This window comes from Acinetobacter sp. FDAARGOS_515, from assembly GCF_003938865.1.
GTDB lineage: Bacteria > Pseudomonadota > Gammaproteobacteria > Pseudomonadales > Moraxellaceae > Acinetobacter > Acinetobacter ursingii.
Map to the genome: position 1 here is coordinate 207,844 of NZ_RKIX01000003.1, position 25,338 is coordinate 233,181.

Annotated in this window: 22 protein-coding genes, 4 pseudogenes and 1 other annotated feature; of the genes and pseudogenes, 3 read left to right on the top strand and 23 right to left on the bottom strand. The window is 39.3% G+C overall.

Annotated features, from left to right (window positions below; translation table 11 throughout):
• Positions 1-651: 651 nt before the first annotated feature.
• Genes EGS47_RS02550 through EGS47_RS02560 form a run of 3 tightly spaced genes read right to left on the bottom strand, consistent with a single transcriptional unit; the run spans position 652 to position 3,261 of the window.
• Positions 652-2,163 (bottom strand): T6SS phospholipase effector Tle1-like catalytic domain-containing protein, encoded by a 1,512-nt coding sequence (locus EGS47_RS02550; RefSeq protein ID WP_005003211.1) that lies wholly within the window; start codon positions 2,161-2,163, stop codon positions 652-654.
• Positions 2,164-2,191: 28 nt separating this feature from the next.
• On the bottom strand, positions 2,192-2,713 hold the full coding sequence (locus tag EGS47_RS02555; protein WP_005003208.1) for a DUF3304 domain-containing protein: 522 nt from the start codon (positions 2,711-2,713) through the stop codon (positions 2,192-2,194).
• A 26-nt stretch (positions 2,714-2,739) separates the two neighbouring features.
• A complete protein-coding gene (locus EGS47_RS02560) occupies positions 2,740-3,261 on the bottom strand; it encodes a DUF3304 domain-containing protein (RefSeq protein WP_125269145.1) in 522 nt (173 codons plus the stop codon).
• A gap of 228 nt (positions 3,262-3,489) precedes the next feature.
• On the opposite strand from EGS47_RS02560, the pseudogene EGS47_RS02565 reads away from it, so the two are divergent.
• A pseudogene (locus EGS47_RS02565) lies at positions 3,490-4,007 on the top strand (transposase); the annotation flags it as partial.
• Here the strand turns inward: EGS47_RS02565 and EGS47_RS18880 are convergent.
• From EGS47_RS18880 to EGS47_RS02575, 3 genes and pseudogenes are all read right to left on the bottom strand, one after another.
• A complete protein-coding gene (locus EGS47_RS18880) occupies positions 3,975-4,214 on the bottom strand; it encodes a DUF2345 domain-containing protein (protein ID WP_005003203.1) in 240 nt (79 codons plus the stop codon). The pseudogene EGS47_RS02565 and the gene EGS47_RS18880 sit on opposite strands and share 33 nt — an antisense overlap.
• Positions 4,215-4,489: 275 nt before the next feature.
• A pseudogene (locus EGS47_RS02570) lies at positions 4,490-6,406 on the bottom strand (type VI secretion system Vgr family protein); the annotation flags it as partial.
• An 89-nt stretch (positions 6,407-6,495) separates the two neighbouring features.
• Positions 6,496-6,846 (bottom strand): hypothetical protein, encoded by a 351-nt coding sequence (locus tag EGS47_RS02575; protein ID WP_005003200.1) that lies wholly within the window; start codon positions 6,844-6,846, stop codon positions 6,496-6,498.
• A 17-nt stretch (positions 6,847-6,863) separates the two neighbouring features.
• Between EGS47_RS02575 and EGS47_RS02580 the strand changes: the two genes are divergently transcribed.
• Positions 6,864-7,700, top strand: a complete 837-nt coding sequence (locus EGS47_RS02580; RefSeq protein WP_005003199.1) for a tyrosine-type recombinase/integrase — start codon at positions 6,864-6,866, stop codon at positions 7,698-7,700.
• Positions 7,701-7,879: 179 nt separating this feature from the next.
• The gene (locus EGS47_RS02585; RefSeq protein WP_004699746.1) at positions 7,880-9,151 is read left to right on the top strand and encodes a tyrosine-type recombinase/integrase; all 1,272 of its coding nucleotides are present in this window, start codon (positions 7,880-7,882) and stop codon (positions 9,149-9,151) included.
• 21 nt (positions 9,152-9,172) lie between these two features.
• Here EGS47_RS02585 and EGS47_RS18840 read toward each other — a convergent pair whose 3' ends face one another.
• From EGS47_RS18840 to EGS47_RS02665, 17 genes and pseudogenes are all read right to left on the bottom strand, one after another.
• Entirely contained in the window at positions 9,173-9,343 is a 171-nt protein-coding gene (locus EGS47_RS18840) for a hypothetical protein (RefSeq protein ID WP_323807942.1), read from the bottom strand.
• Between the two features lie 145 nt (positions 9,344-9,488).
• A complete protein-coding gene (gene trxB, locus EGS47_RS02590) occupies positions 9,489-10,439 on the bottom strand; it encodes a thioredoxin-disulfide reductase (RefSeq protein WP_004699744.1) in 951 nt (316 codons plus the stop codon).
• Positions 10,440-10,457: 18 nt separating this feature from the next.
• Complete coding sequence (gene arsH, locus EGS47_RS02595) at positions 10,458-11,162, bottom strand: arsenical resistance protein ArsH (RefSeq protein WP_004699742.1); 705 nt, start codon at positions 11,160-11,162, stop codon at positions 10,458-10,460.
• 5 nt (positions 11,163-11,167) lie between these two features.
• Positions 11,168-12,208, bottom strand: coding sequence for an ACR3 family arsenite efflux transporter (gene arsB, locus EGS47_RS02600; protein WP_004699740.1), 1,041 nt, complete (start codon positions 12,206-12,208; stop codon positions 11,168-11,170).
• 7 nt (positions 12,209-12,215) lie between these two features.
• Entirely contained in the window at positions 12,216-12,689 is a 474-nt protein-coding gene (locus tag EGS47_RS02605) for an arsenate reductase ArsC (RefSeq protein ID WP_004699737.1), read from the bottom strand.
• Between the two features lie 6 nt (positions 12,690-12,695).
• A complete protein-coding gene (locus tag EGS47_RS02610; RefSeq protein ID WP_004699734.1) occupies positions 12,696-13,016 on the bottom strand; it encodes a metalloregulator ArsR/SmtB family transcription factor in 321 nt (106 codons plus the stop codon).
• Between the two features lie 59 nt (positions 13,017-13,075).
• On the bottom strand, positions 13,076-13,510 hold the full coding sequence (gene arsC, locus EGS47_RS02615) for an arsenate reductase (glutaredoxin) (protein ID WP_004699732.1): 435 nt from the start codon (positions 13,508-13,510) through the stop codon (positions 13,076-13,078).
• A 146-nt stretch (positions 13,511-13,656) separates the two neighbouring features.
• Complete coding sequence (locus tag EGS47_RS02620) at positions 13,657-14,019, bottom strand: copper-binding protein (RefSeq protein ID WP_004699729.1); 363 nt, start codon at positions 14,017-14,019, stop codon at positions 13,657-13,659.
• 33 nt (positions 14,020-14,052) lie between these two features.
• Positions 14,053-15,969, bottom strand: a pseudogene (locus tag EGS47_RS02625) (efflux RND transporter permease subunit); the annotation flags it as partial.
• 40 nt (positions 15,970-16,009) lie between these two features.
• Positions 16,010-17,229, bottom strand: a protein-coding gene (locus EGS47_RS02630; RefSeq protein WP_125269079.1) for an IS3 family transposase whose coding sequence is annotated in 2 segments (ribosomal slippage) — positions 16,010-16,953 and positions 16,953-17,229 — 1,221 coding nt in all. Because the reading frame shifts where the segments join, the coding sequence is not laid out codon by codon here.
• Positions 16,838-16,954: a sequence feature (AL1L pseudoknot), on the bottom strand. It overlaps the preceding gene by 117 nt.
• Positions 17,230-17,278: 49 nt before the next feature.
• A pseudogene (locus EGS47_RS02635) lies at positions 17,279-18,499 on the bottom strand (efflux RND transporter permease subunit); the annotation flags it as partial.
• Between the two features lie 14 nt (positions 18,500-18,513).
• Positions 18,514-20,004 carry an efflux RND transporter periplasmic adaptor subunit gene (locus EGS47_RS02640; protein WP_004699726.1) on the bottom strand — a complete coding sequence of 497 codons (1,491 nt, stop codon included), beginning with the start codon at positions 20,002-20,004 and terminating at the stop codon, positions 18,514-18,516.
• A complete protein-coding gene (locus tag EGS47_RS02645; protein ID WP_125269146.1) occupies positions 20,004-21,308 on the bottom strand; it encodes a TolC family protein in 1,305 nt (434 codons plus the stop codon). Before EGS47_RS02645 ends, EGS47_RS02640 begins: the two co-directional genes overlap by 1 nt.
• Positions 21,309-21,388: 80 nt before the next feature.
• Entirely contained in the window at positions 21,389-21,793 is a 405-nt protein-coding gene (locus tag EGS47_RS02650) for a hypothetical protein (protein WP_004699723.1), read from the bottom strand.
• 125 nt (positions 21,794-21,918) lie between these two features.
• Positions 21,919-23,748 carry a ferrous iron transporter B gene (gene feoB, locus EGS47_RS02655; protein ID WP_004699721.1) on the bottom strand — a complete coding sequence of 610 codons (1,830 nt, stop codon included), beginning with the start codon at positions 23,746-23,748 and terminating at the stop codon, positions 21,919-21,921.
• Positions 23,738-23,995, bottom strand: a complete 258-nt coding sequence (locus EGS47_RS02660; RefSeq protein ID WP_004699719.1) for a FeoA family protein — start codon at positions 23,993-23,995, stop codon at positions 23,738-23,740. The genes feoB and EGS47_RS02660 overlap by 11 nt, the downstream gene beginning before the upstream one ends.
• A 10-nt stretch (positions 23,996-24,005) precedes the next feature.
• Positions 24,006-25,286 (bottom strand): cation transporter, encoded by a 1,281-nt coding sequence (locus EGS47_RS02665; protein WP_004699717.1) that lies wholly within the window; start codon positions 25,284-25,286, stop codon positions 24,006-24,008.
• Between the last annotated feature and the right edge of the window lie 52 nt (positions 25,287-25,338).

Sequence of the window (25,338 nt, forward strand, 5' to 3'; positions counted from 1 at the left end):
CATTAAAATGTTTATTTTCATCTATATTTAAACAGGTTATGTTTAAAATGACTAGACCAATATAAATCCTGCACACAATTTTATATTGAATAAATAACGTCAATCATTTTCGGCTTGATGAAATTTTATTTTGACCTAATTGAATGATTTGAATAAATCATCTTGATTTGTCAAATCTACTAAAGTCTCATATAAGCTTAAAAAATGGAATTGGGCATCAACATCATATTCAGATTACATTCACTAATCTAAGAATTTAAGCTTAAAACTCTCTTAAATACATAAAGGTAAGCGTAATACTCAACTTTAATTAGCCTATTGATTTATTGGAATTTAAGCGACAGCCTAGTTTCTCTGGCTGCTGTTCATCTTTGTTCAGCCACTTTTCAGGATGAAATCACTTGAGTAACGGTGCATTCTATAAGCTTTGCAAAAGGTGTCGGCTTAAAACTTGAAGTGGACTGCCTATCGCCCACCGTGCAGAAAATGCTATAAACCACTAGAAAAGTCGATTGAAAGAAATTAATTTTTAAAAATTTGTGCCACATCAATTGAATTAATTTGATATGACAATTTTTATTATGCTTATGATCTGCTTACGCTACATAAACCCCAAAAACAACAAAGCCCCAATAAAGTGCGTTTTCCATTTTAAGTCGGCCTGACGATCCCTCTTGGAATCAAATAATTCGGTGCCTTACCATCTGAAAGCAGGGCTTGAAAGTCATTGGCCCATAGTGCGAAGCCACCAACTGAATCACAAACATAATTTTCAAAGTAGTGAATAACCTCTTTAGGTAATGTCGACTTATTTTCTCTATTTCTAATAATATCGTATGGTCGAGCACCTTCTGGCGCATAGACATTCAGTATTTGACGAATGTTTTCAAATAACCCGTCATTTATCTTTGTAATCGCAGTAATCTTTTCCTTTCTACCAATTCGCTCTCGTGTTTTTCGATGAATAAAACGCGCATATCCGCCTTCACGAATCCATTGATGATAAAGGGCTAGCTGACTTTGCATTTGTTGTTCAAATGAGGAACTACCTTTTACATGAGCCATAAAATTATTCAAATCTTGTTGCCATTGGGGGTTAAAAGTATAGAAGTTTCTAAAAATTATATTTTTTGCTTTTGACTTTTCAAGTTCGTGTATCGTAAAAAATTTTAATCCATAGGCCGTCGCACGATTAAACATTGCATGTAAAGTGATCCTGGATAAGCCTAAATTACGACCTTGCTCCATAGGCATATAGCCTCCCCCCACATTTGAATGTGCCCCTGGAAAGACTTGTTGATCATGAATTAATTCTTTTACATTATTTGCACTAGGTCGTCCTGTTGGAGTAACAGGAAATGACTGTCGCATTTCAAGCGAGGCAGCCAAATGCATACTGTGCTCAACATAACTTTCTATTCGGGTACGATAGATTTGCGGAGCCTTATTTTGCGCAGCCATCCCAATCGATTCCACCGTATCAAAAATACCCAAGAATTTTGCAGTTAATGGCTTACCCCGATAAAAAAGTTTCTGAGCATTACCCGTACCTTGGCTCGTCACATTTGGCGCATATTGTAACCAGTTCATAAAAATACGCGCTTCGGTCGCACCACGTGAAAAGCCAAAAGCGGAGACATTGATTTCCGTAATACCATTTTGTTGATAGATTCTATCCAGATAAGCAACTAACTCAAAAATGGCTTTTTGTAAACGCTGTTGTATTCCAAGAGCGAACCCCAGCCCCATCTTCCCTTGTTTTCCAGTGCCCGTCTCGGAATAGCCCTGCTTACGCCATTGTGGATCAGTGATATCAATTGGACCTTTTAATCCTCTGGCACCATTGGCAACTTTAGATGAATCATATTCTGAATATTTATCAAACTGAAATGCTGTTCCCAATCCCTCATAATAAAATTTTTGTATTCCTTTTTCAGCTTCTTGCTTATGTGCCTCAAATAGGGCGACGACATTACTTTGATTTAGAGTCGTAGCATCTGCATCTTTGTTATTGCCTGTACCATCAAAGAAAAAGCTGACCCATACAGGAACACGACAAGTCTTACAGGGACTTTCGGTCGCTTTACCATCTTTGACCAACACTTTGGCGGAAATCAACATATCACGAACCGAACGGGTTTCATTTTGTATCGCTTGGGTCATAAATGCTCCTATTATTATTTAGTTCATCTTAATCTGGAAACTGTTTTCGGGCCGCTTCATTCTCAGGAATACTGTTCCACATTTGTGGCGAACTTAGAGTTATGCTTTTTGATTTTTCTGCTAGTGCTTGATCAAATAAGTCCTTGCGGAAACTTGGCCAGCGCATACTGACTTCAATGACACCAGTATTATTGGGGAAATAATGCAAAACAGCAAAAGAACGTGGAGTATCTTTCAGGTTTTCTACAGGCACCTTAATATGATATTGCTTATATCCCTCCCCATGGTCGGTATAAAAACTGACTTCAGCCGTATCACTATTTGCCAGTAGATGAGCACAGCAGGCTGTTCCTGAGCCACCGACACTGCCCAATCTTTCTGCTGCCTCTACAATTGTGCTGCCCTTCCCATTCACCTGAAGCTGGCCAAGTTCCTCGGTAGTGTAGTTATAAACCATAAAGGATAAATCTACAGTTTCCGTTTCAGCTTTACAGGCCACCATCATGGGTAACATGGTTAGAGAGATTGCAAACTTTAAGAATTTATTCATCATTTTTCCTAGCTTCTTTGCTGTATTTAATCTGGAAAATCTATTCGGGCAACTTCATTTTCAGAAATGCTGTTCCACATAGTTGGAGAGTCTAATTCAATCGTTTTTGCTTTTTCTCCCACTCCCTGCTCAAACAGGTCCCTACGAAAACTTGGCCTACGCATAGTGACTTCAATCACACCAGTATTGTTCGGGAAATAATGTAAAACTGCATATGAACGTGGAGTATCTTTTAAGTTTTCAACCGGAACTTTGATATGATACTGCTTATATCCATCGCCTCGATCTGTATATAAACTTACATCAGCTGTATCACTGTTAAGCAATAATGAAATACAACAAGCGGTTCCAGCTTCACCCACACTACCGAATCTTTCTGCAGCACTCGCAATTCGATTTCCTTTACCATTGACCTGAATTTCTCCAAGTCCAGCAGTACTATAGTTATAAACTAAAAAAGTTAAGTCCACAGTTTCCGTTTCAGCTTTACAGGCCACCATCATGGGGAGCCAGAACAGATATAACAGAGTTTTTAAACAATTCATCATATTCAGTCTTCTATAGCTGGGCTTTTTGATATTGCTTGTACCAATGGTCAAGCTCATTCAAATCAATTTCATCTGTTGCTTTTTGGAAACTGATATTCATTCTCTGGGCTTTCAACAATGCTTTTTTAAATGGCCCATCGCTAAGAAGAAACTCACCGTGATCCTAGCCAAAATAATGGACACATAGTCTCTCTAAAGATAACGTAAGGTTAACTTTGGAGATGTAAAATGGCTAAACGCTTTAGTCCAGAATTTAAACAGCAAGCAATTGATTATGCACTTTCAAACTCACACGAGTCTGTAGCTACAATCGCCCAGAAATTAGGTGTGGGTTATTCAACATTAGATAAATGGATTCGTGAGACCAACCCCACTGGTTCCAGCAAAAGACAGCTCTCGCCAGAACAACAGCGTATTCTCGATTTAGAAAAAGAAGTCAAACAACTCAGGGAAGCTAATGATATTTTAAAAAAGGCGCATGTGTACTTCCTGACAGATCATGCCAAGAAAAGTACACGGTAATCCAAGGCCTAGCTGTGACTGAAATTACGGTTTCTTCTGCCTGTAAATGCCTAGGTGTCAGCACTTCGGGCTACTATGCTTGGCGAAAGAGACAGATTTACGTCAATCAGAAGTACACTGATTTAAAAGCTGTATATTGGCAACACCATGCTCGCTTAGGAGCACCTTCATTGGTGCACGACATGCATGATTTAGGTTACTGCATGAGTGAACGTACAGTTGGCATTCAAGTTAATTTCATTCGGAGAAGTTAACTCAATATTCGATTTAACAGAAAGGATCTTAACAACTTCATTCGCAATCATCTCAATAGATTTTTCATGAGTCTGTATTTCCAACTTACCCTTAGCACTAATAATTTGCATAAGTTCTTCATGAGAAAATAAACTCATCCCTTTTTGGCTGGCAATAACAGTGTTTTGATCACTCACTAAATTGATATTTTGTTTGGCAGAAATATAAGTATTTTACTGACTTTGAATCATTACATTTTTAGAAGAATTTAATGTGATATCTGCTGGACTCGTTAAAATAATAATCGCTTCTTTTAAGGTTTTAACCTCTTGATCTTTGCCAGAAGCTTCGAGCGCTTCAATACTTTTAGTTAAGGTTGCAAGTGCCTCTAAAGCCATAACCTTATGTTCTTTTATATTTTCATTTAAAGTCTGATTCCACTCTTCATGTATTTTTAAATCAGCAATTGTCTGATCAATATTTAAAACATCATCATTCGCATTTTTTTGTTTATACGTTGAAAGCAGTAGTCCATCACCAGCACGAACTGCCCCCCATTGATCACTACGTAGTTCAAACCCCTCACCACGACCTTCACTTTCAGCCGTTTCCTTTGGATGGCTTAGATTACCGAGGTTCAGTTGGGTTACACCGTGACTACTGTGTAATTGGGCACTGATTTGTCCAGTCGTATCATCAAAACGTAGTTGGTTATAGCCCTCGCCACCAACTTCTTTTGAACGAATTCCGCTGAGTTTTTTTGTATCGGGCAACTGACCTTTAATATCAAATTTGGTGGGTGAACGTTGCGCTTCATGAATACGTCCAGTCACAAATGGGCGGTCAATATTGCCATCAAAAAAGTCAATTACTACGATTTCATCTTTACGTGGTAAAAAGCGCGCACCATAGCCTTCGCCCGCCCACGGAGTGAGCACATCGACCCATGCTGAATCAGTATCACTGTCATTCGATCCCGCACCACCATCATGTGCATGGTCTTCTGTACGGGTAAATAGAAAGCGAACCTTGATTCGCCCCCATTTATCAACATGGATTTCTTCACCATCACTCACCACTTTGGCACGCTGCACATGCGCAGTCGGTCGGTGAAGTAACGGATCATATTCAGGCACAATCGCAATCGTTCGACGTACTAGCATTAATTCATTGGCTTGGCGTTCGTGCTCGCTGTCTTTACTGATTGGCCAATGACTAAGATTGAGTAATTTTTCGACTTGCTCCTTTATATCTTTCGGAAGATTGTTCTGGTTATAAAAACGCTTAGTTAAAATTAGAAATTCTTTATCATTCTGACTATGATTTTTTTCTAATTCTGGATGATCATTCAACTGAAACCAGTGACCAACCTGAGTATCTCGAACACTACTATGTGCAGTAAAGTATTTCGCCTGTAAAGCCTGATATTGATTGAGCTGCTTCTTGAGTTTCTCTAATTGATTATTTCCTGATGCTGTTGCCTGATCCTCTCCATTTAAATCAGCAATCCATGCTGGTGAAATGTTCCAGACTTAAACTTTCATTATCTCGCTGGGTACTGTGTTGATGTGAACTGAGAACTGAACCACCGGCATCTTCTTGACTTAGACTATCTGCTTGCCAACGTTGCACATGTATAGCCGTAGGCTGTAATTGGCGCTGGGCAATAAAACTGGTAATACTGTCAGCCTGCTCAACCGCATTGGAACGGTGGTAACGAATAGATCGGCGTTCAAGCGCCTTAAATTGTGCGTTATCATCAATCAGACGTAACTTTTGGGCTTCGATACTTTGACTTGAACTCGCAACAATATAATTCGACTCATCAATTAAAAAGTTAATCGACTCTTCGCGTAATAATCGTGTTAAATATTCATAATCGCTTTAAAGGGCGGATATCATAGTTTTGAGTTAAACCACTGGTATCTAGTTTCAGACTAGCGGCAGACAAAGGGCTTTTGCTTTGCCATTCCTTGAAAATAATTTCGCAAATATCCACCGCACTTTTATTCATAAATACGCGGCTATTGCGTCTTTTATGCCATAAGCTGGTGGCATCCTGCATTGTTAGTCGATAAAGGCTCAATGCACCATCACTTTGTCCCTGACTAGCCCCTGTAATAATTCCAGTTGTTCTAAAGAGTTGTCCGTAATCTGTAACTTGATCAACGGCAACTTGGTTACCAATAAATTGTTTTAATTCGATATAGGGATTTGTAGATAGACAGATCAGTTCTAAGGAGAGTCCCTCATTAATACCATGATAACCATCAACACGTTGTAACATGATTTGAGTATTTAGGGCTGCATTTGAAAACTGAATACTAATGGCACGTTTTTGAGTATCAAGACCTAATTTTTCCAAGACTTGATAAATATTATTTAACATTTTTATAAAATATTTGATCAATATTATTGCATTTTACAAATATAGCCTTCCCATGTCCATACAACTCTGTCTATTTATGACAATTTACGTCATATTTTTGATTGCAGTTTTTTTAATAAAATTCGACGATATTTAATCTGCTCTTTACTAATTTGATATTCTTGTTGCAATTGTTTTATCTTTAAATTCGTTAATGGGATGGCATGTTGCAAAACCCATTTTTCTATTTTCCCCTGCCCAATCGTTTCTTCTATCTTTAATTTTCGACGTAATGCTTTACGTGCATTATGAATTTCTTCGATTGTTATTTTGAGTTGTTCAGCAATTTGTTTAATGGTCATCACTGGATTAAGAATCGTATCACGATGCTGATAACGCCCGAGAATACCTTTATAACCTTTCAGACCATAGGCAAGGCACCAAGCAAAAGTATCTATCAATTTTGGAACGGCTCAGGATGCCGTTATTTGCTGACATGCCAATTAATACGATCACCAGCCAAATGTTGCGTAGCGCGGTGAATGGACGTGAATGGACTTCAGCGAAGACTAGAAATGATGCTTTGATTCCATTACGCGGCGCATTTGAGTTAGCGCATGACGATGAAATTATTGATAAGAATCCATGCGATCGATTGAAGAATCAGAAAACTCAAGAAGCTGAACCTGATCCATTTAATGAAATTGAAAGGGAAAGAATACTGAACTGGTTAAGAGAGAAATATCTTGCAGACTACCCAACTGTGTATTGGTATTTTGTGGTGGCATTTTGGACAGGTTGCCGTCCATCAGAAATTATCGCACTCACTTGGCAGGATGTAGATTTTTTGAATAAGCAGATTCACATCAATAAAGGTCGTGTGAACGGCGTTCAGCAGGGAACCACTAAAACCAATAAAGCTCGATTTGTAGATTTGAATGATTTTGCATTTGAAGCATTCCAACAACTCAGATTACTAACTTATCTCAAATACGAGCATGTATTTATCTGTGATGAGACTGGTGAGGAATTTACTACGCAAAAATCATTGAGTGAAAAGTTTGTAGCCTCACTGAAAGCGAATGGCATACGCTATCGCCCTGCCTATAACACTCGTCATACTTATGCGACTGTATGCTTAATGAATGGACTTAATCCGGTCTATGTGGCTTCACAGCTGGGTCATAGTTTGGTGATACTCATGAAGCGTTACGCGAAGTGGATTAACTCGGATAAAAACAAAGAAGAGATAGCTAAAATTTCGAATAGTGCCAAAATTGTGCCAAAGAAAAAGGGAATCAAACTATATATTTGATTCCCTTTAAAATATTTGGCGGAAGCGGTGTCCGTCTAACACCAATCCTAAGAAGTCCAATCCAATATTATAAATTAATATTTTTCAATTAATTACAATTACACCCATCCAACTCAGTCTTGTCTAATCCGACTATTTCCAGTATTTTATGAGGGGTAATTTGAGGGGTAGACAATAACATGCCAAAGAAAGCTAAAGAGCTATCTGCGCTTAGTGTAGCAAAAATTAAAGAGACTGGTCGATATCACGTAGGTGGTGTTGATGGTCTTTGTTTAAACGTCGAAGGAACTTCCCGTGTCTGGATTTTACGTGCGGTGGTGGGAAAACATCTGGATAAAGATGGAAAATTAAAACCTCATCGACGTGATATTGGTATTGGTCCATACCCTGAAGTTTCTTTAGCTGAAGCTCGTGCTAAAGCCACTGAATTAAAATTACAAATACGAAGTGGTATTGATCCAATTGTCCATCAACAGGAACAGCTTGCAAAGCTTCATGTTCAGCAACTACGGAACAAAACATTCATGGAATGTGCAAAAGTTGTTATTGCCAATAAAACCCGTGAACTCAAAAATGAAAAACATATTGGACAATGGTCATCAACACTAGAAACTTATATTTACCCAACTTTGGGCAATCTTACTATTAGTAACATTACCAAAGCCGATATTGCTGAAGTTTTAAGACCTATTTGGGTTGAGAAAAACGAAACAGCCAAACGTATCCGTGGTCGTATAGAAACCATTTTTGATTATGCCAAAGCAATGGGATATTTTGAGGGTGACAACCCTGCCGAATGGAAAGGCAATCTTGAACCTATATTAGGTAATTTAAAGCAGGAATCACGCCCTCACCCATCCCTGCCCTATGAACAGGTTGCTGAGTTTATCCAACACTTAAGACAGAAAAAAGGAATTTCACCAAAAGCTCTGGAATTTGCAATTTTAACCGCCTGTCGCTCTGGTGAGATTTTTGGGGCGAAATGGCAGGAAATTGATTTTAAGAATAAAGTCTGGATTATTCCTAAAGAACGTATGAAAGCAGAAAAGGAACATCATGTGCCTTTGTCGAAAGAAGCGATAAGTTTGCTTGAATCAATTCAAAATCATACTCTAATTCAAGATTTCATCTTCCCTGCGCCACGGAGTGGTGAGATGCTTTCTGATATGTCTTTGACGACCCTAATCAAACGACTGCATGAGCAAAAGCTTAAAGAAAATGGCTTAGGCTATATTGATCCCAAACAAAACCGAGTCATTACAACGCATGGCTTTCGGTCTACTTTCCGTGATTGGTCGGCAGACAAAACAGATTACCGTAGAGAAGTGTGTGAACATGTTCTCGCACACAAACTTCCAGATAAGGTTGAAGCTTCTTATTTACGTGGAGGCTATTTAGAAAAACGTAAAGGCTTAATGGCTGATTGGGCAACATATATCATGCACAAATAGCCTGAAGCCATGTGGTACAGCTCAAAAAAGTACAATCCCAATTACAAAAACACTTAATATAAAAATAAGAGATAAAGGAATTTTATCTCTTATAAATCTGAATTTTAATTGCTCATCCATCCAACTAATTTGATGTTCCCAAAAGAATTTGTAATGAGCATACCAATTACTAAAAAGGATCTGCTTACTTATCCCACACTCGCTTTAAGTAAGCGAATCCGAAATAGAGAAACGCTGGCGTAACACTATAAGTAGCTAAATAAAAAAACAATATAGAAAATCTAACTCCACCCATGAGAGGTGGAGTTAGCTTGATTTATTTCAGTGAATGTATTGATTATTCTTGATTGTCTAAATACTTTTCAGCATCCAATGCTGCCATACAACCCGAACCAGCCGAGGTAATCGCTTGACGATAAATACTGTCTGCCACATCACCCGCAGCAAATACACCCTCGATAGATGTAGCTGTTGCATTACCCGTAGTTCCACTTTGGACTTGGATATAGCCATCACGTAGGTTCAATTGACTTTCAAACATTCCTGTATTGGGTTTATGTCCAATCGCAACAAACAAGCCTTGCACTTGAACATCTTGGATACTTGCATCTTGAGTGGATTTAATACGTACCGCCGTTACACCTGTGTTGTCACCTAAAACCTCATCAACTTGATGGTTCCAAATAATGCTGATTTTGCCCTCTTTTTCTTTGGCAAAAAGATGGTCTTGCAAAATCTTTTCAGAACGCAGACTGTCACGACGGTGTACCAGTGTCACATGTGCAGCGATATTTGACAGATATAAAGCTTCCTCAACCGCAGTGTTACCACCACCAACCACCATGACATTTTGGTTTTTATAGAAGAAACCATCACAGGTTGCACAGGCACTCACACCCTGCCCCATGAAAGCTGCCTCTGACTCAAGACCTAGATATTGAGCCGTTGCACCTGTTGCAATAATCAGTGCATCACAAGTATATTCACCCATGTCACCTTTGAGTACGAATGGGCGAGTTTTGAGATCCACCTCATTGATGTGATCATAGACCATTTCTGTACCAAAGCGTTCTGCATGCGCCTGCATACGCTCCATGAGTACAGGACCAGTTAAGCCCTCAGCATCGCCAACCCAATTATCAACTTCAGTCGTTGTTGTTAATTGCCCGCCTAATTGTAGTCCAGCAATCAATGTTGGTTTGAGGTTGGCACGAGCTGCATATACGGCTGCACTATAACCCGCAGGTCCCGAACCTAAAATAATTAAACGAGAATGTTGATTTTGCATTTAATTTTCTCCAGCATTCTACAAACTTCGCTGATTAACACGTTTTGATAATTCTTCAGCAGATTCTTTACGCTCAGAATAACGATCAGTTAAATACTGACTTTGCCCCCGTGTCAGCAAGGTGAATTTATACAGCTCTTCCATCACATCCACGATACGGTCGTAATACGATGATGCTTTCATTCGCCCATCTTCTTCAAACTCTAAAAATGCTTTTGGAATTGAAGACTGATTCGGAATCGTGATCATCCGCATCCAACGCCCTAAAATACGCATTTGATTGACACTATTGAAAGATTGCGAACCACCACTGACTTGCATTAGTGCCAGTGTTTTTCCTTGAGTGGCACGAATCGCACCACCTGCCAATGGAATCCAATCTATCTGTGACTTAAAGATCGAACTCATTGAACCGTGACGTTCAGGCGAACACCACACCATGCCCTCTGACCATGCCAAAAGCTCATGTAGTTCTTTTGCTTTTGGGTGTTCCATATCCGCATCTTCTGGCAAAGGTAGCCCTTTCGGATGAAAAATTTTAACCTCAGCACCAAACTGTTCCAAGATTCGACCTGCTTCCATCACGGCTAAACGACTATACGAACGCTCACGGTTAGAACCATATAACAACAAAATACGTGGCGCATGATCTAACGATTTAGCTTGAACTTTTTCCAAAGTTGGCTGTTCAAGTAGCTCCATATCAACATTAGGAAGATTCATTACAATTACACCGATTTAAAATACTTTTTTCTGAGCCATAGAGACACACTCACTAAAGCGATCAATACAGGTACTTCAACTAAAGGACCAATCACGGTGGTAAATGCCACAGGTGAAGCCAAACCAAAGGTTGCAATCGCTACAGCCAAAGCCAACTCAAAGTTATTACCAGCAGCCGTGAAAGAAATTGCTGTGGTTTTAGGATAGTCATTGCCCATCCATTTACTCATAAAGAAGCTGATGAAAAACATCACAATAAAATAAATCGTGAGTGGGATTGCGATACGCAGAACATCCAATGGTAAGCTCACTACATCACCACCTTTTAGGCTAAACATTGCCACGATGGTAAAAAGAAGTGCCAATAAACTGAGTGGGCTGATCTTGGGTAAAAAGACATTTTGATACCAATCTAAGCCTTTGGCTTTGACCAAAACCAAACGAGTCAAGAAACCAAGAAGAAATGGAATCCCCAAGTAAACCAACACCGCATGGGTAATCGTCCAGAAATCAACATTGATCACTTGCCCTGCAATACCGAAATAGGGTGGCAAGAATGTGAGGAACAGCCAAGCATAGGTACTAAAAAACAGAATCTGGAAAATACTATTGAATGCCACCAACGCTGCTACATATTGGTTATCACCACAGGCTAAACCATTCCACACCAAGACCATTGCAATACAGCGAGCCAAACCGATCAGGATCAAGCCTGTCATGTACTCTGGATAGCTATGTAAAAAAATAATTGCTAATGCAAACATTAATACAGGCGCAATCACCCAGTTCTGCACCAAAGACAAAGTTAAGGTTTTCTTGTCTTTAAACACTTGTGGCAAAGTAGCATAGTCCACTTTGGCTAAAGGTGGATACATCATCAGAATCAAACCAATCGCAATTGGAATATTGACGGAATCCACACTCATTTTGTCTAAAGTAACGGAAGCTTGCGGAAAGAACACACCTATCGCAATCCCCAATGCCATGGCGATAAAAATCCATAGAGTGAGGTTACGATCTAGAAAAGATAATCTTTGTTGAGCCATGATGTTCTCATTCAATATGCGAAATTTGATTGATTGCTGCAATCAAATCTGGGCGAGACATATGAGTTGTATCTAGTGCCAATAAAGCGTCTAAGCGGCGGTTGATATGATCAACAGTAACTTGGAATGCTTTTAATTTTTCTTCTTTCGGCAAATCTAAATGTGAAGGATCAGCCAAGCCCCAATGTGCCTTAATCGCTCCACCTAAATAAAGTGGACACGCTTCTTGAGCTGCTGAATCGCAAACAGTAATCACGACGTCAGGTTGATATTGTTCGCAGTCATCAATGGTTTTACTCCACAAACCATCTGTTGAGAGACCAAGATTTTCTAAAGTTTCTATAGTCAATGGATGTACTTGCCCTGATGGCTTACTACCTGCACTGTATGCTTTCCATCCTTCAGGCGCACGACTGTTAAAAAGGACTTCTGAGAGGATGCTACGGCAACTATTTCCAGTACACAAAAAAAGAAATTTCATATTCTATTACTCACAATAGCTATTTATTTGGATATTTTGGGAATCTTTATTTACTATGGTTTGACTGCTTACCAAAAGATTCAGAACGTCATGGCACCACATTGGTAATTGCGGATTAATGCTGTAATACACCCATTGGCTTTGTCTCCTGTCCTGTAAGAGACCAGAAGAACGCAATAACGCTAAATGCCTAGAAATCTTTGGCTGACTCAGTTGCAACTTTTCAGTCAAATCACAAACACATAATTCTTTATTCTCAGCGACTAAAGTCACGATATTTAGTCGAGTTTCATCTGATAAGCATTTAAAAAAATTAACTTGGTCCATTCTTAACTCCCATTCACTTATTTGGATATGCGGATAATCACATACAAAAAGTAAAATTTTTAATTCACTCGTTGACCATTTTCATCAATCACTTTTTCACCATCCTCTTTCGTAAAGGCACCCTTCTGAGGTAATGGTAGAATATCTAAGACAACTTCAGAAGGACGGCTTAAGCGAGTGCCTAATTCAGTAACAACAAATGGTCGATTAATCAATATTGGATGATCAAGCATAAAACTAAGTAACTGCTCATCACTCAAATCACTACGATCAAGGTCTAAATCCCGATAAGGATCTACATTCTGGCGAATGGCCTCTCTTACTGTTAATTTTGCATCCTGAATCAATTTAACTAATTCGTCATGACTAGGTGGTGTAATGAGATATTCAATCACAGTTGGCTCAATCCCTGTATTACGGATCAAAGCCAAAGTGTTGCGAGATGTCCCACAAGCTGGGTTGTGATAAATCGTCACAGTTGATGAAGTTGTCATCGAATTGAGCTCTTTTGATAATTTATAATATCTTTATATTCGAATTACCATATATATGCAATACCATATGTTTTGTTTTTTATTAGAGAATAAGGCTCTTTTGAAAAGAACCTCATTACTATCAAAATTCTATCTACTAAATCATCCTATTTTTTTAACTTAGCAGCTACGACTGTGTATGTTTCTCCCTCAGCCTTTAATTCAAAATCAACTTTTTGCCCTACTGCAAGCCCATTCAATAATGCAGGATCAGCAACTTTAAAGCCCATGGTCATCGCAGGCCATTTAATCGCAGGAATTGCCTCATGATCGAGTGTCAAAATATTTTCTTTCGTATCAATAGCCGTAATCACTCCAACTGCTTGAGTTGTCGTTGCTGTAGATGATTCTTTACTCATCTGCTCCATAGGCGCTTCCGCTTTCTTTTGCTCTGACGCCTCATTTTTACTACATGCACTTAACGCAGTAACAGTGGCAACAAGAGCGACAATTTTAATAAATTTAAACATAATAAAACCTCTTTGAACGAAATAAGAAAACTATCAAGATTTTGATAGTTTTCTTTTGATTAAAAGCTGATATGCAGCGGGAATAACAAACATTGATAAAAGTGGAGCTGAAATCATGCCCCCAACCATAGGTAAAGCAATACGACTCATCAATTCAGAGCCCGTTCCAGTTCCTAAAAGGATAGGAATCAAACCCGCCAGAATGACAGCTACAGTCATCGCTTTAGGGCGAACCCGTAGTACTGCCCCTGTACGAAGGGCATCATTGAGTTGCTGCTCAGTTAAAGATGATAAATTTTGTTGAGCATGTTCTATCGCCTGCTTTAAATAAAACAACATGACCACTCCAAACTCTGCGGCAACACCGGCAAGTGCAATAAAGCCTACTGCAATGGCAATTGAGAAATTATAACCACTGAAATACATTGCCCAAATACCACCAATTAAAGCGAATGGTAGAGTCAGCATAATCAGAGCAGCATCTTGTACTTGTCTAAAAATCAGATACAGCAATAGAAAAATGATCATCAAAGTGATTGGTATTACTACCTTTAGGCGAGCATTTGCTCTTTCCATAAATTCAAATTGACCTGAATAACTAATACTCATACCCGCAGAGCGTTTCACTTGTTGGTCAATAGACTGTTTCAAATCCCGAACAACGGAGGCTAAATCACGTCCTTGTACATCAACATAGACCCAACCACTTGGACGAGCATTCTCACTTTTTAACATCGGAGGACCATCTGTGATTTGAATGTTGGCAACACTACTCAAAACAATTTGCTGACCTGATTCAGTCAGAATTGGTAAATTTCTTAATGCCTCAAGTGAATCTCGAATTTCTCGCGGATAACGTACATTAATAGGATACCTTGCTAACCCTTCAACAGTTTCACCAATATTTTCCCCACCAATTGCTGATGACACAATTTGCTGTACATCGGTGATATTGAGACCATAGCGTGCAGCTTCCATTCGATTAATATCGATATCAACATATCGCCCACCAGTGAGTCGTTCAGCTAAAGCTGAGCTAACACCGGGCACTTTTTTGGCAACCTGTTCAATTTGTTGTGCTACCCGATCAATATCTTGCAAATCATTTGCTGAAATCTTGATCCCGATTGGGCTTTTAACCCCGGTCGCCAACATATCAATTCTGTTACGAATAGGCGGCACCCAGATATTTGTTAAACCCGGTACTTGAACAGCTTTATCCAGTTCTTTTATCAACTTATCTGGTGTCATACCTGAACGCCATTCAGATCGTGGTTTAAACTGAATCGTGGTTTCAAACATTTCTAAAGGTGCAGGATCTGTAGCCGACTCTGCTCGCCCAGCTTTACCAAATACAGTGGCAACCTCTGGAACAGTTTTAATCATTCGATCAGTCTGTTGAAGTAATTCAGAAGCTTTTGCTGCGGACAATCCCGGTAAAGCTGAAGGCATATACAGTAAATCACCTTCATCCATATTAGGCAGGAACTCTCCACCTAATTGCGTTAAAGGAAAAAGACTGATAAGAAAAATGAGTAACGCACCTAATAACGTTGTCTTTGGATAAGCTAAGACTTTATCTAACATAGGACGGTATATTTTGATGAGAAAACGGTTTAATGGATTCCGTTGTTCAGATGGTAACTTCCCGCGAATCCAGTATCCCATCAAAACTGGAATCAATGTAATAGATAGCCCCGCAGCAGCAGCCATGGCATAAGTTTTAGTAAATGCCAATGGAGAGAACAATCGTCCTTCTTGTGCTTGCAAAGTAAAAATGGGAATAAAGGATAAAGTAATGATGAGTAAACAGAAAAATAAAGCAGGCCCAACCTCACTGGCAGAACGTGTAATGATGTCCCAACGCTCTTGTATTTCTAAAACTCGATCAGGATGTTCATGTTGCCAAGCTTCGATATGCTTATGTGCATTTTCGACCATAACCACAGATTGAACCGTACCGGGTTTGTCGGAGACTTTTTTATTTAAGTTAGGCCACCTGACCTAACGGATTAATCTTATCATAGTACATTGCTTCAAACTCAAAAGGCGATACATAACCCAGTGCACTGTGTACACGCTTTTTGTTGAACCAATCTACCCAATTTAATGTCGCAAGTTGTACATCCGCTAAACCTTGCCAATCTGCTTTTAAATATTCAATCACCTCTGTTTTGTATAAGCCATTCACCGTTTCAGCCAAAGCATTATCGTATGAATCACCTGTCGTACCGACTGATGCTCGTAAATTTGCTGCTTCTAAACGATTGGTATAGCGAATAGAAAGATATTGAACACCTCTATCGGAATGATGAATTACATTCTTTGGCATGCCTCGATCGTGCAATGCTTGCTCCAATGCATCGAGCACCATATCTGTATTCATCCGTGTAGATACTTTCCATCCAACAATTGCTCGCGAGAACACATCAATAATAAATGCAGTGTAGACCCAGCCAGAATTGGTTTGAATATACGTAAAGTCACTGACCCATAATTGGTCAGGTCGATCAGCACTAAAATTCCGTTTCACTAAATCATCTGCTCGTTTTTGATCATCTCGGCTGCGGGTAGTTTGTTTGTTCTTACCACGCCAAACACCTTGTATATCTAGCTTCTGCATCAATCGAGCAACTGTACAACGTGCAATAACATAGCCTTCACGTTTCAATTTTTGCCAGACTTTACGTACACCATATCGACCTGAACTTTCTTTCCAAATACGTTTGATTTGTTCTGCATGATGTAAATCATGCTGAGCACGTTTCGCTCGATGTTCTGGGTTATCAACGAGATCTAAAGCCCGATAATAGGTCGAAGCTGCAATCGGTAAAATTCTACAAATCGCTTCAACACCATATCGATCTTTATTGTTATGGATAAAATCCACCATTATTTGTGTGGGCGGTCGAGCTCCGCCTGGGCGAAAAAAGCGGCTGCTTTACGTAGAATTTCATTGGCACGTTTTAATTCTTTAATTTCACGTTCCATTTGCTTCATTTTTTCTTGGTCAGATATCTGTTGTACTTTGGCAGGATTTAGTTGATCCATATGCTTTAAATACCAAACACGCAATGTTTCAGGAGTACAACCAATCTTAGGTGCAATAGCTGTGATTGCTGCCCAAGTAGAAGGATAATCTTTTTCAGATTCAATTAGTAATTGAACCGCTCTTTCTCTAATTTCGGGGGTATAGTTTGGTTTTTTCATCGGAATAGTCTCTCAGAATATTGACCCTCCGACAAACCCGGTACGGTTCAGATGCATCAACCATAGCACCAATCGCGATTGCAATCCCACCCAATGACATGATATTGGCATTTAGTCCCTGATAATACATCAATAAAAAGGCTGACAAGATTCCCAAAGGCAAAGAAACAATCGCAACCATTGCTGAACGTAAATGCCAGAGGAATAGCCCACAAACCAAAGCCACTACAATAAACTCTTCAATTAATTTATGGCTGAGATTCTCTACCGCCCGATCAATCAATTGACTGCGGTCATACACAGAAACAACTTGTACACCTTTCGGTAGACTTTGTTGTAATTCAGCAAGTTTTTCTTTTACAGCAGTAATGGTTTCACGTGCATTTTTACCAGCACGTAAAATCACAACACCTCCAACAGTTTCCCCTTGTCCATTGAGTTCAGTAATTCCACGACGCATTTCAGGACCGAGTTGAATCGTTGCAACATCTCCAAGAGTGATTGGAACACCTAAATCGTTTGTACGTAACGGAATCTGCCGAAAATCTTCTAATGTTTTTAAATAACCTGAAGCTCTCACCATATATTCAGTTTCAGCCATTTCTAGGACTGAACCGCCAGTTTCCTGATTTGCCTTTTGAATTGCTTCAATTATGCTTCGCTGAGTTATACCGAATGCTGCCATTTTGGTTGGGTCTAAAACAACTTGATATTGTTTAACCATCCCCCCAATTGTGGCGACCTCAGCCACATTTGGTACTGTCTTCAGTTCATACTTCAAAAACCAATCTTGTATGCTTCGCAGTTGTGAGAGATCATGTTGCCCTGTTGGATCAACCAAAGCATATTCGTAGATCCAACCAACACCTGTAGCATCTGGTCCTAATGAAGATTTTGCATTTGCAGGCATTCTTTCTTGTATTTGATTGAGATATTCCAATACACGAGAACGTGCCCAATAAAGATCAGTATGTTCATCAAAAATGACATAAACAAACGAATCACCAAAAAAAGAATAGCCCCGAACAGCTTTAACACCGGGTACTGATAACATGGTCGTTGTTAAAGGATAAGTCACCTGATTTTCAACAATTTGTGGTGCTTGACCGGGAAAATTAGTTCGCACAATCACTTGTACATCAGACAGATCTGGCAAAGCATCAACCGGAGTATTCTTGACAGCCCAAGTTCCCCAAACGGCAAGAACTACAGCAGCTAATAAGACAAATACTCGATTTGTAATTGAAAAACGAATAATACGGGCGATCATAATGGTTCTCCCGTTTAGTTCTGCATAGATGTCATAGACATCTTGGAAATGTCAGAAATAACATAAGCATCCCCAACACGTGTAAAACGAAAACTGACCTGCTCGCCTTGCTGAATTTGGGTAAATGGTTGTACTGGTTGTTTAAAGCTCATGGTCATAGCCCCCCACCCCAATTCAGCAATTGCATGATGTGAAATGGTAATGTCTTGAGCTGTAACTTTTTCCACTTTACCAATGCCTTGGTATATTGATGCCTTAGTCACTTGAGATGATGTAATCGATTGTCCAGTGTTCAGCTTATCCAGTACACCCTGTAAATTGGCCTCAGAATCAATTAGGAATTGTCCCGAAATCACGATTTTCTGACCAGCGTTCAAACCCTGTAGAATTGCTATTTTATTTCCGTCACTCTGTCCTAACTGTACAACAACAGGTTCGAAACGCCCTTTTTCATGTGCGACAATAATAATATTACGAGTACCTGTACGTATAACAGCTTGCTCTGGCACAACTAAACTGCTTTGAGGATTGTTGGAAAATTTGACAGAAGCAAACATTCCGGGCTTGAGTTGCCCCTCTCTATTGGGTAACTCAATACGAACTTTTATGGTTCTGCTTGTAGTATCTAATGTCGGTAAAATATCAATGACTTTGCCAGACACTTTTTGAGGGTACGCAGCAAAAGTTGCTTCGATTTTATCTCCTCGCTTTATCCCAGCAATTTGCGTTTCAGGCACTGCTGCTTCTAACCAAATTGGATTCACGCCTTTAATGGTGGCAAGTGTTTGCCCCATAGCTAAAGCCATTCCACTACGAACTTCTAGTGAGTCAATGAATCCACTCAAAGGAGCACTCAAAGTCATATTAGACTGTACTTGATGTGTCCGTTCGACTTGATGGATCACATTTGGTGGGATTCCCAGAAGCTGTAGGCGTTGTCGACTTGCTTGAATAAGAGAACGGTCTCCTATTTTAAGTACTGCCAAAAACTCAGTCTGTTCCCCAGTCCACTCAGGGATTGAAATATCAGCAATCGGACTCCCTTGAGTCACTATATCCCCGACTGCATGGCCATAAACACGCTGAACAAAACCACTTGCTCGTGTTTGCAGAATTGCTACCTGTCGTTCATTCGCTTGTAATATGCCATTGGTTAACAAGGTATTGCCCATTACAGCCTGTTCGACTGTGGCATAACGAATGGCTAGATTTTGTTGAAGAGCTGGATCAATCTTTACTCCTGCACTTTCAGTTATTCCAGAAGTACTTTCATCCGCATACTTAGGGACTAACTGCATATCCATAAAAGGGGATTTCCCTGGCTTATCAAAATGCTGTTCTGGTTTCATTGGATCGTACCAGTACAACACTTTAGCAGTTGCCTGATCACTTACAGTTTGCTTTTCATCATTTTGATGCGCATACCAATATCCAATCCCACTACCGACTCCCAAGCTGCCCACAATCAAGCCAGCAATTACAAATGCCAATTTATTTTTTAACATTATCTTGACTCCTCAGCATGGTTTAAGGTGGGTTCTACAAAAGAAAAATAGAGCTGGGCTTTGATAATTGCTTGCTGTTGTTGTAAATCGATGAGACGTAATCGCTGATTTAGTAATGCTTGTCGTGTCTCAATGACATCTGACAAATTGGCTTTACCAGCCTGATAACTTGCTAACTGTAAAGTTACTTTTTCTTTAGCCAAAGGAAGTGTACTTTGAACGGTACGTTGGATTTGTCTTTCAAGAGCTTTTAAATCCGATAGCCCCTCATCTAACATGGTGAGATGGTCGCGGTATTTTATCTCCTGATCTGCTGTAATCCGATTTTGTTCAGCTAATGCTGCCTGAATGAGCGGACCACTACGTTTTTTTGAAAATATTGGTAGTTCTGTTGTCAGTTGTACACCAATCATATCTCCAAATTCAGGAGCACGATGCTGATAGGCAAGCTCAATACCCCAATCTGGTTTTTGAAGGGCTTGGGCTTGCTTAAGCTTTGCTTCAACAGTTTGCTTTTCTGCTTGGAATGCTTTTAGTTCAGGGTGTTGATGCAGATGATGATATAAACGTGATGTATCAAAATTAATTATAGGTTCTTGGGTAGGCAAACTTTCTATTTCAGTTGTACCACTAGAATCCTCACTGATTAATCGGTGTAATTCTAGTTTTGCCTTATTTATATCTCGAAGCAAATCATCTTTTTGATCAAGCAAAATAGTTTTGTCCAGCCTAGGGGAAATTGTATTAGCAACCATGGTTCGACCAGACGCAACCTGTGTTTGTGTAATCTGGGATAGCAATCCATTTTCTGAAAGAAGGTCATCATATAACGCCAGTTTACGCTCAAGATAAAAACGTTTAAGCCATGCCGATGCTTCTTTTTGACGTAACTCAATTCGCAGAATTTCTGTTTGAGCATTTGCTGAACCCAATTCAGCTTTTGCTAATTCAACTTCAGCTAATCTTTTGGCACGATTTGGAAAATCTTGCATGATGCCAATCTTTTGCATCGTCATCCCCTCTTGTGTGACAGACCATGCAGCATCACCTGATACAGGGTAATTATCGAGACCCACAAATAGTTTAGGATTGGGCAAAATACCTGAAGCTGAAACTATATTCTCAGCACCTTCAATCTGAGCACTATTAGCTCTTAGAGCAGGCGCATATCGCTCAGCAAGCTTCAATGCTGTATCCAAAGTCAGTGGCTGGGCATAAGCATGTCCATAACTCAAGAAAAAACAGATCGTCGCAATCGAGCATCCACCCCATTTTAGGGACAGCTTTCCTTTATTAAAGTTCATATTTTTAGCTCTAAAATGATGTACACGCGCACGTGCAGAACACCCATAGAAAACTCTATGAATGATGAAGAATCATCAAATTAGTTAAAGCGTGGGGGTTTCCATAAATTGGAAAGATCAGATGAGATGAAATTTTGATTTAATGGAGAAAAAGTAGACTGTTCCGCAGGTAAAAAAATCATCGACTGCAAAACATCCAGCGCTGTAGATGTATATGCAATTTTAGAAAATGACATAATACAATCTTGCTTAGACATACATGATGGATCATGTAATTGCTTCTTAATCTTTACCTCAGCTTTCATACAATCCATGTGCATAGCACTTGCTTTTTCATGATCTTCAGAATTCATCATTTGCATGGATTGTGTATCTTGAGATGACATTAAACATGGGCTATGTACAGATGCAGCAGCTGCTGCCGATCCTACAATTAGGATAGCAAAAGATAAAAACAGCGATAAGCATGTCCTTAACAAGTGCATAACATCAAGACCAAAATTTAACCTTTTTAGTTTTACAGATTATCCTGTAAATAACAATCCTATAATTAATTAAACTAATTCATTAAACAGCGGTTGTTGGTTTATATCAACAACCGCCTTCTAAATTAAAACCGACTTATAACTTGATAAGTTATAAAGGAAAATAAATAAGCCAATGAAAAGAGATATACAGCCATTACGACTGGTTGTTTCCAACTCCCTGTTTCTCTTCGAATGGTCGCTAGTGTTGCTAAACAATGCGGGGCAAAGATAAACCAAACTAACAATGACATACCTGTCGCTAGCCCCCATCCATCCGGACCAGATATTTGAGATAATAAAGTCTGGGTAACTGCATCTTCATCACCAGACATTGCATAGATCACCCCTAACGCAGCAATAATCACTTCACGAGCTGCCATTGCAGGAATCAAAGCAATACAAATTTCCCAAGTAAATCCAATCGGAGCAAATATTGGATGGATTAGATGCCCTAACTGTCCAGCAATACTATAATTGATTGGTGGCATTGTTGGATTATCAGGTGGTAAAGGGAACGTTACCAAGAACCATAATAAAATAGAAAGTGCGACAATAATTCCACCAACTCTTTTTAAGAATATAGTTGCTCTATCATAAAGCCCCAAAGCTACATTTCGAACATCTGGAATACGGTATGTAGGTAATTCAAAAATGAAAATACTTTCAGTTTTATCTTTTCTGACTAATTTCAGGAATAAAGAAACCAATAAAGCGGATACGATTCCTGACATGTAAAGCCCGAACAGAACTAGACCTTGTAAACTGAGCCAACCATAAACCAACTTGTTTGGAATGAATGCAGCGATCAGCAAAGCATATACAGGTAGTCGTGCAGAACACGTCATTAAAGGTGCAATCATAATCGTTGCTAAACGATCTCTTTCAGAGCTAATACTTCTAGTCGCCATGACTCCGGGAATTGCACAAGCAAAGCTCGAAAGTAGTGGAATAAATGAACGCCCACTTAAACCAGCTTTAGACATCAGCTTATCTAACAAAAAAGCAGCTCTAGGTAAGTATCCCGATTCTTCTAAAATTAAAATAAAGAAAAATAAGATCAGAATTTGAGGCATGTACGCGAGTACACTACCAGCACCTGCAATTACACCATCAACGACCAAACTTCTTAAAAGTGGATGAGTAATCAGAGGTCCTATCGCCCCACCAAACCATGAAATCGAATCCTCAACAAAGGAAATTAACGGTTGAGCCCAAATAAAGACAGCCTGAAACATTACAAACATGGTAAAGGTCAATATTAATAATCCAAAAACTGGATGTAAGAATATTTTGTCCAAGAAAGCCGTTCGTTTATCACCATTATCATTTTTCAAGATGACTTGTTTTGTAATATATTTGATTTGGTCAAAGTGACTCAGATCAGAATGATAAGGGGCAACAAACAAATTCTTTTGATCCAATTGGGTCAATAGCCCCTGAATGCCTTTTGTTTTTACAGCTACTGACTCAACAACAGGAATACCTAAAAGCTGAGATAGCTTCGTTGTATCAATTGAAATCCCACGCTTTCTAACCTCATCCATCATGTTAAGAACAAGTAACATTGGTCTGTTTAAAGCCCTGACTTCAAGTACAAGACTTAAATGAAGATGAAGATTCGTAGCATCGACAACACATACAAAAATATCAGGTATAACTTCGCCTTTTAATTCACCAAAGCATACTGCTCTAGTTACCTCCTCATCTAAACTGCTCGGTTTTAAACTATAAGTCCCAGGCAAATCCAATACTCGAACGGTATCACCAGATGGCAGTTTAAAAAATCCCTCTTTCCGTTCTACCGTTACCCCAGCATAATTTGCAACTTTTTGACGAGTCCCTGTGAGGGTGTTAAAAAGTGATGTTTTACCGCAATTAGGATTACCAACAAGTGCAATATTTTTAGTGTCCATTGGTAATCTCTACAAAAATTCGTTCTGCTTCATTTTTTCTTAAGGCGAAACGTGAGGTTTCGATTTGAACCAACACAGGATCACCACCAAAAAGCCCTTTCGCAAGCACTTGTAAGGATTCACCTACTCTAAAGCCCAGCAGTTCTAAACGCTCCAGAACAGGATCATTTTTATCTTGATACTGTTCACCCTTTTTAAGATCAATGATTTTTACAGTCTGGTCTTGCTTTACTTGAAATAAATTCATTGTCAGCACCCTACTTCAACGCCAAAATTTTTCGAGCGCCATTCAGTACAAACAGTGAAACAAGAATACCAATAATCAAATCTGGGTAAGCTGAACCAGTCCATGCAACAAGTACACCTGCTAAAATAACCCCCATATTTACTATTACGTCATTAGCTGAAAAGATCCAACTCGCTTTCATATGGGCTCCGCCATCTCTATGCCCAGAAATGAGATACAAGCACGTCACATTGGCAATAAGTGCTAAGAAGCCAATAATGATCATCAAATCTGACTCTGGTTCACTACCGAACATGAAACGTCTGACAACATCAATAATAACGATCAAAGCTAATAAAAGTTGAATCCATCCTGCAAAATGAGCTGCTTTTAATTGGTATTTAGCCGCTTTCCCTACCGCGTAAAGTGCTATACCGTAAACGGCCGCATCAGCAAACATATCAAGAGAGTCCGCAATGAGCCCCGTCGATGCGGCAATAATTCCACTTATGAACTCAATAAAAAAAAGAACACCATTAATCGCTAGTAATAATTTAAGGACTTTCGCCTGCTTAGTCGGATCTGGTGTTTCAGGCAATTCCCCAGTGGCTTTTACTGTTTCCACGAGCTTTGCACCAAAACCTAGGGCTTCAAGTTTTGTGGTAATTTCATTAATCCCATTGGTATGGAAAACAACTAACTGTCTTTGCGCCAAATCAAAAGATAAACCTTTAACTTCATGCAAGGGAGAAAGTGCCATTCTTACCATTTGCTCTTCTGCCGAACAATCCATCTTCGGAATCAGAAAAGTACTAGCTTCTTGTGCTTGTTCTTTATTTTCATAAGCTTCAGTTTTATTTAATTTTGCCCCAAATCCAAGAGCTTCAAGTTTTGCAGTGATTTCATTACTTTCACCATTATGCAGAACTTTTAGGTTTCGGTTCGGCAAATCAAAAACCAAGCTCTTAACATCTACCAATGAAGATAAAGTCATCCGAACCATTTGTTCCTCTGCGGAACAATCCATTTTCGGGATGCTATAGTCACTGATGAAAGTCGCTGTATCTTCACTCCCCCTAATCTTTTCAGGTGAAGTTATCGAATCCGAACCACAGCATGAATTCGACTGCTTACTACCGCATGAATCTTTTTCATCAGGGTTAGGTTCTTGCTGTACCTCATTATCGCAACAAGAACTTTCACTTTCTTCTGTAGCTAAATCTTTAATTTTACAAGAATCTGTTTTTGATTCATTTTGTTTTTGCTTAGTGTCTTCACAAGAACTTTCTTGATTACAACCGCAACCACTCATTGATGTGCCTATAGTCATATCTTCACGTATTGCATATTAAAATCCCTATAGC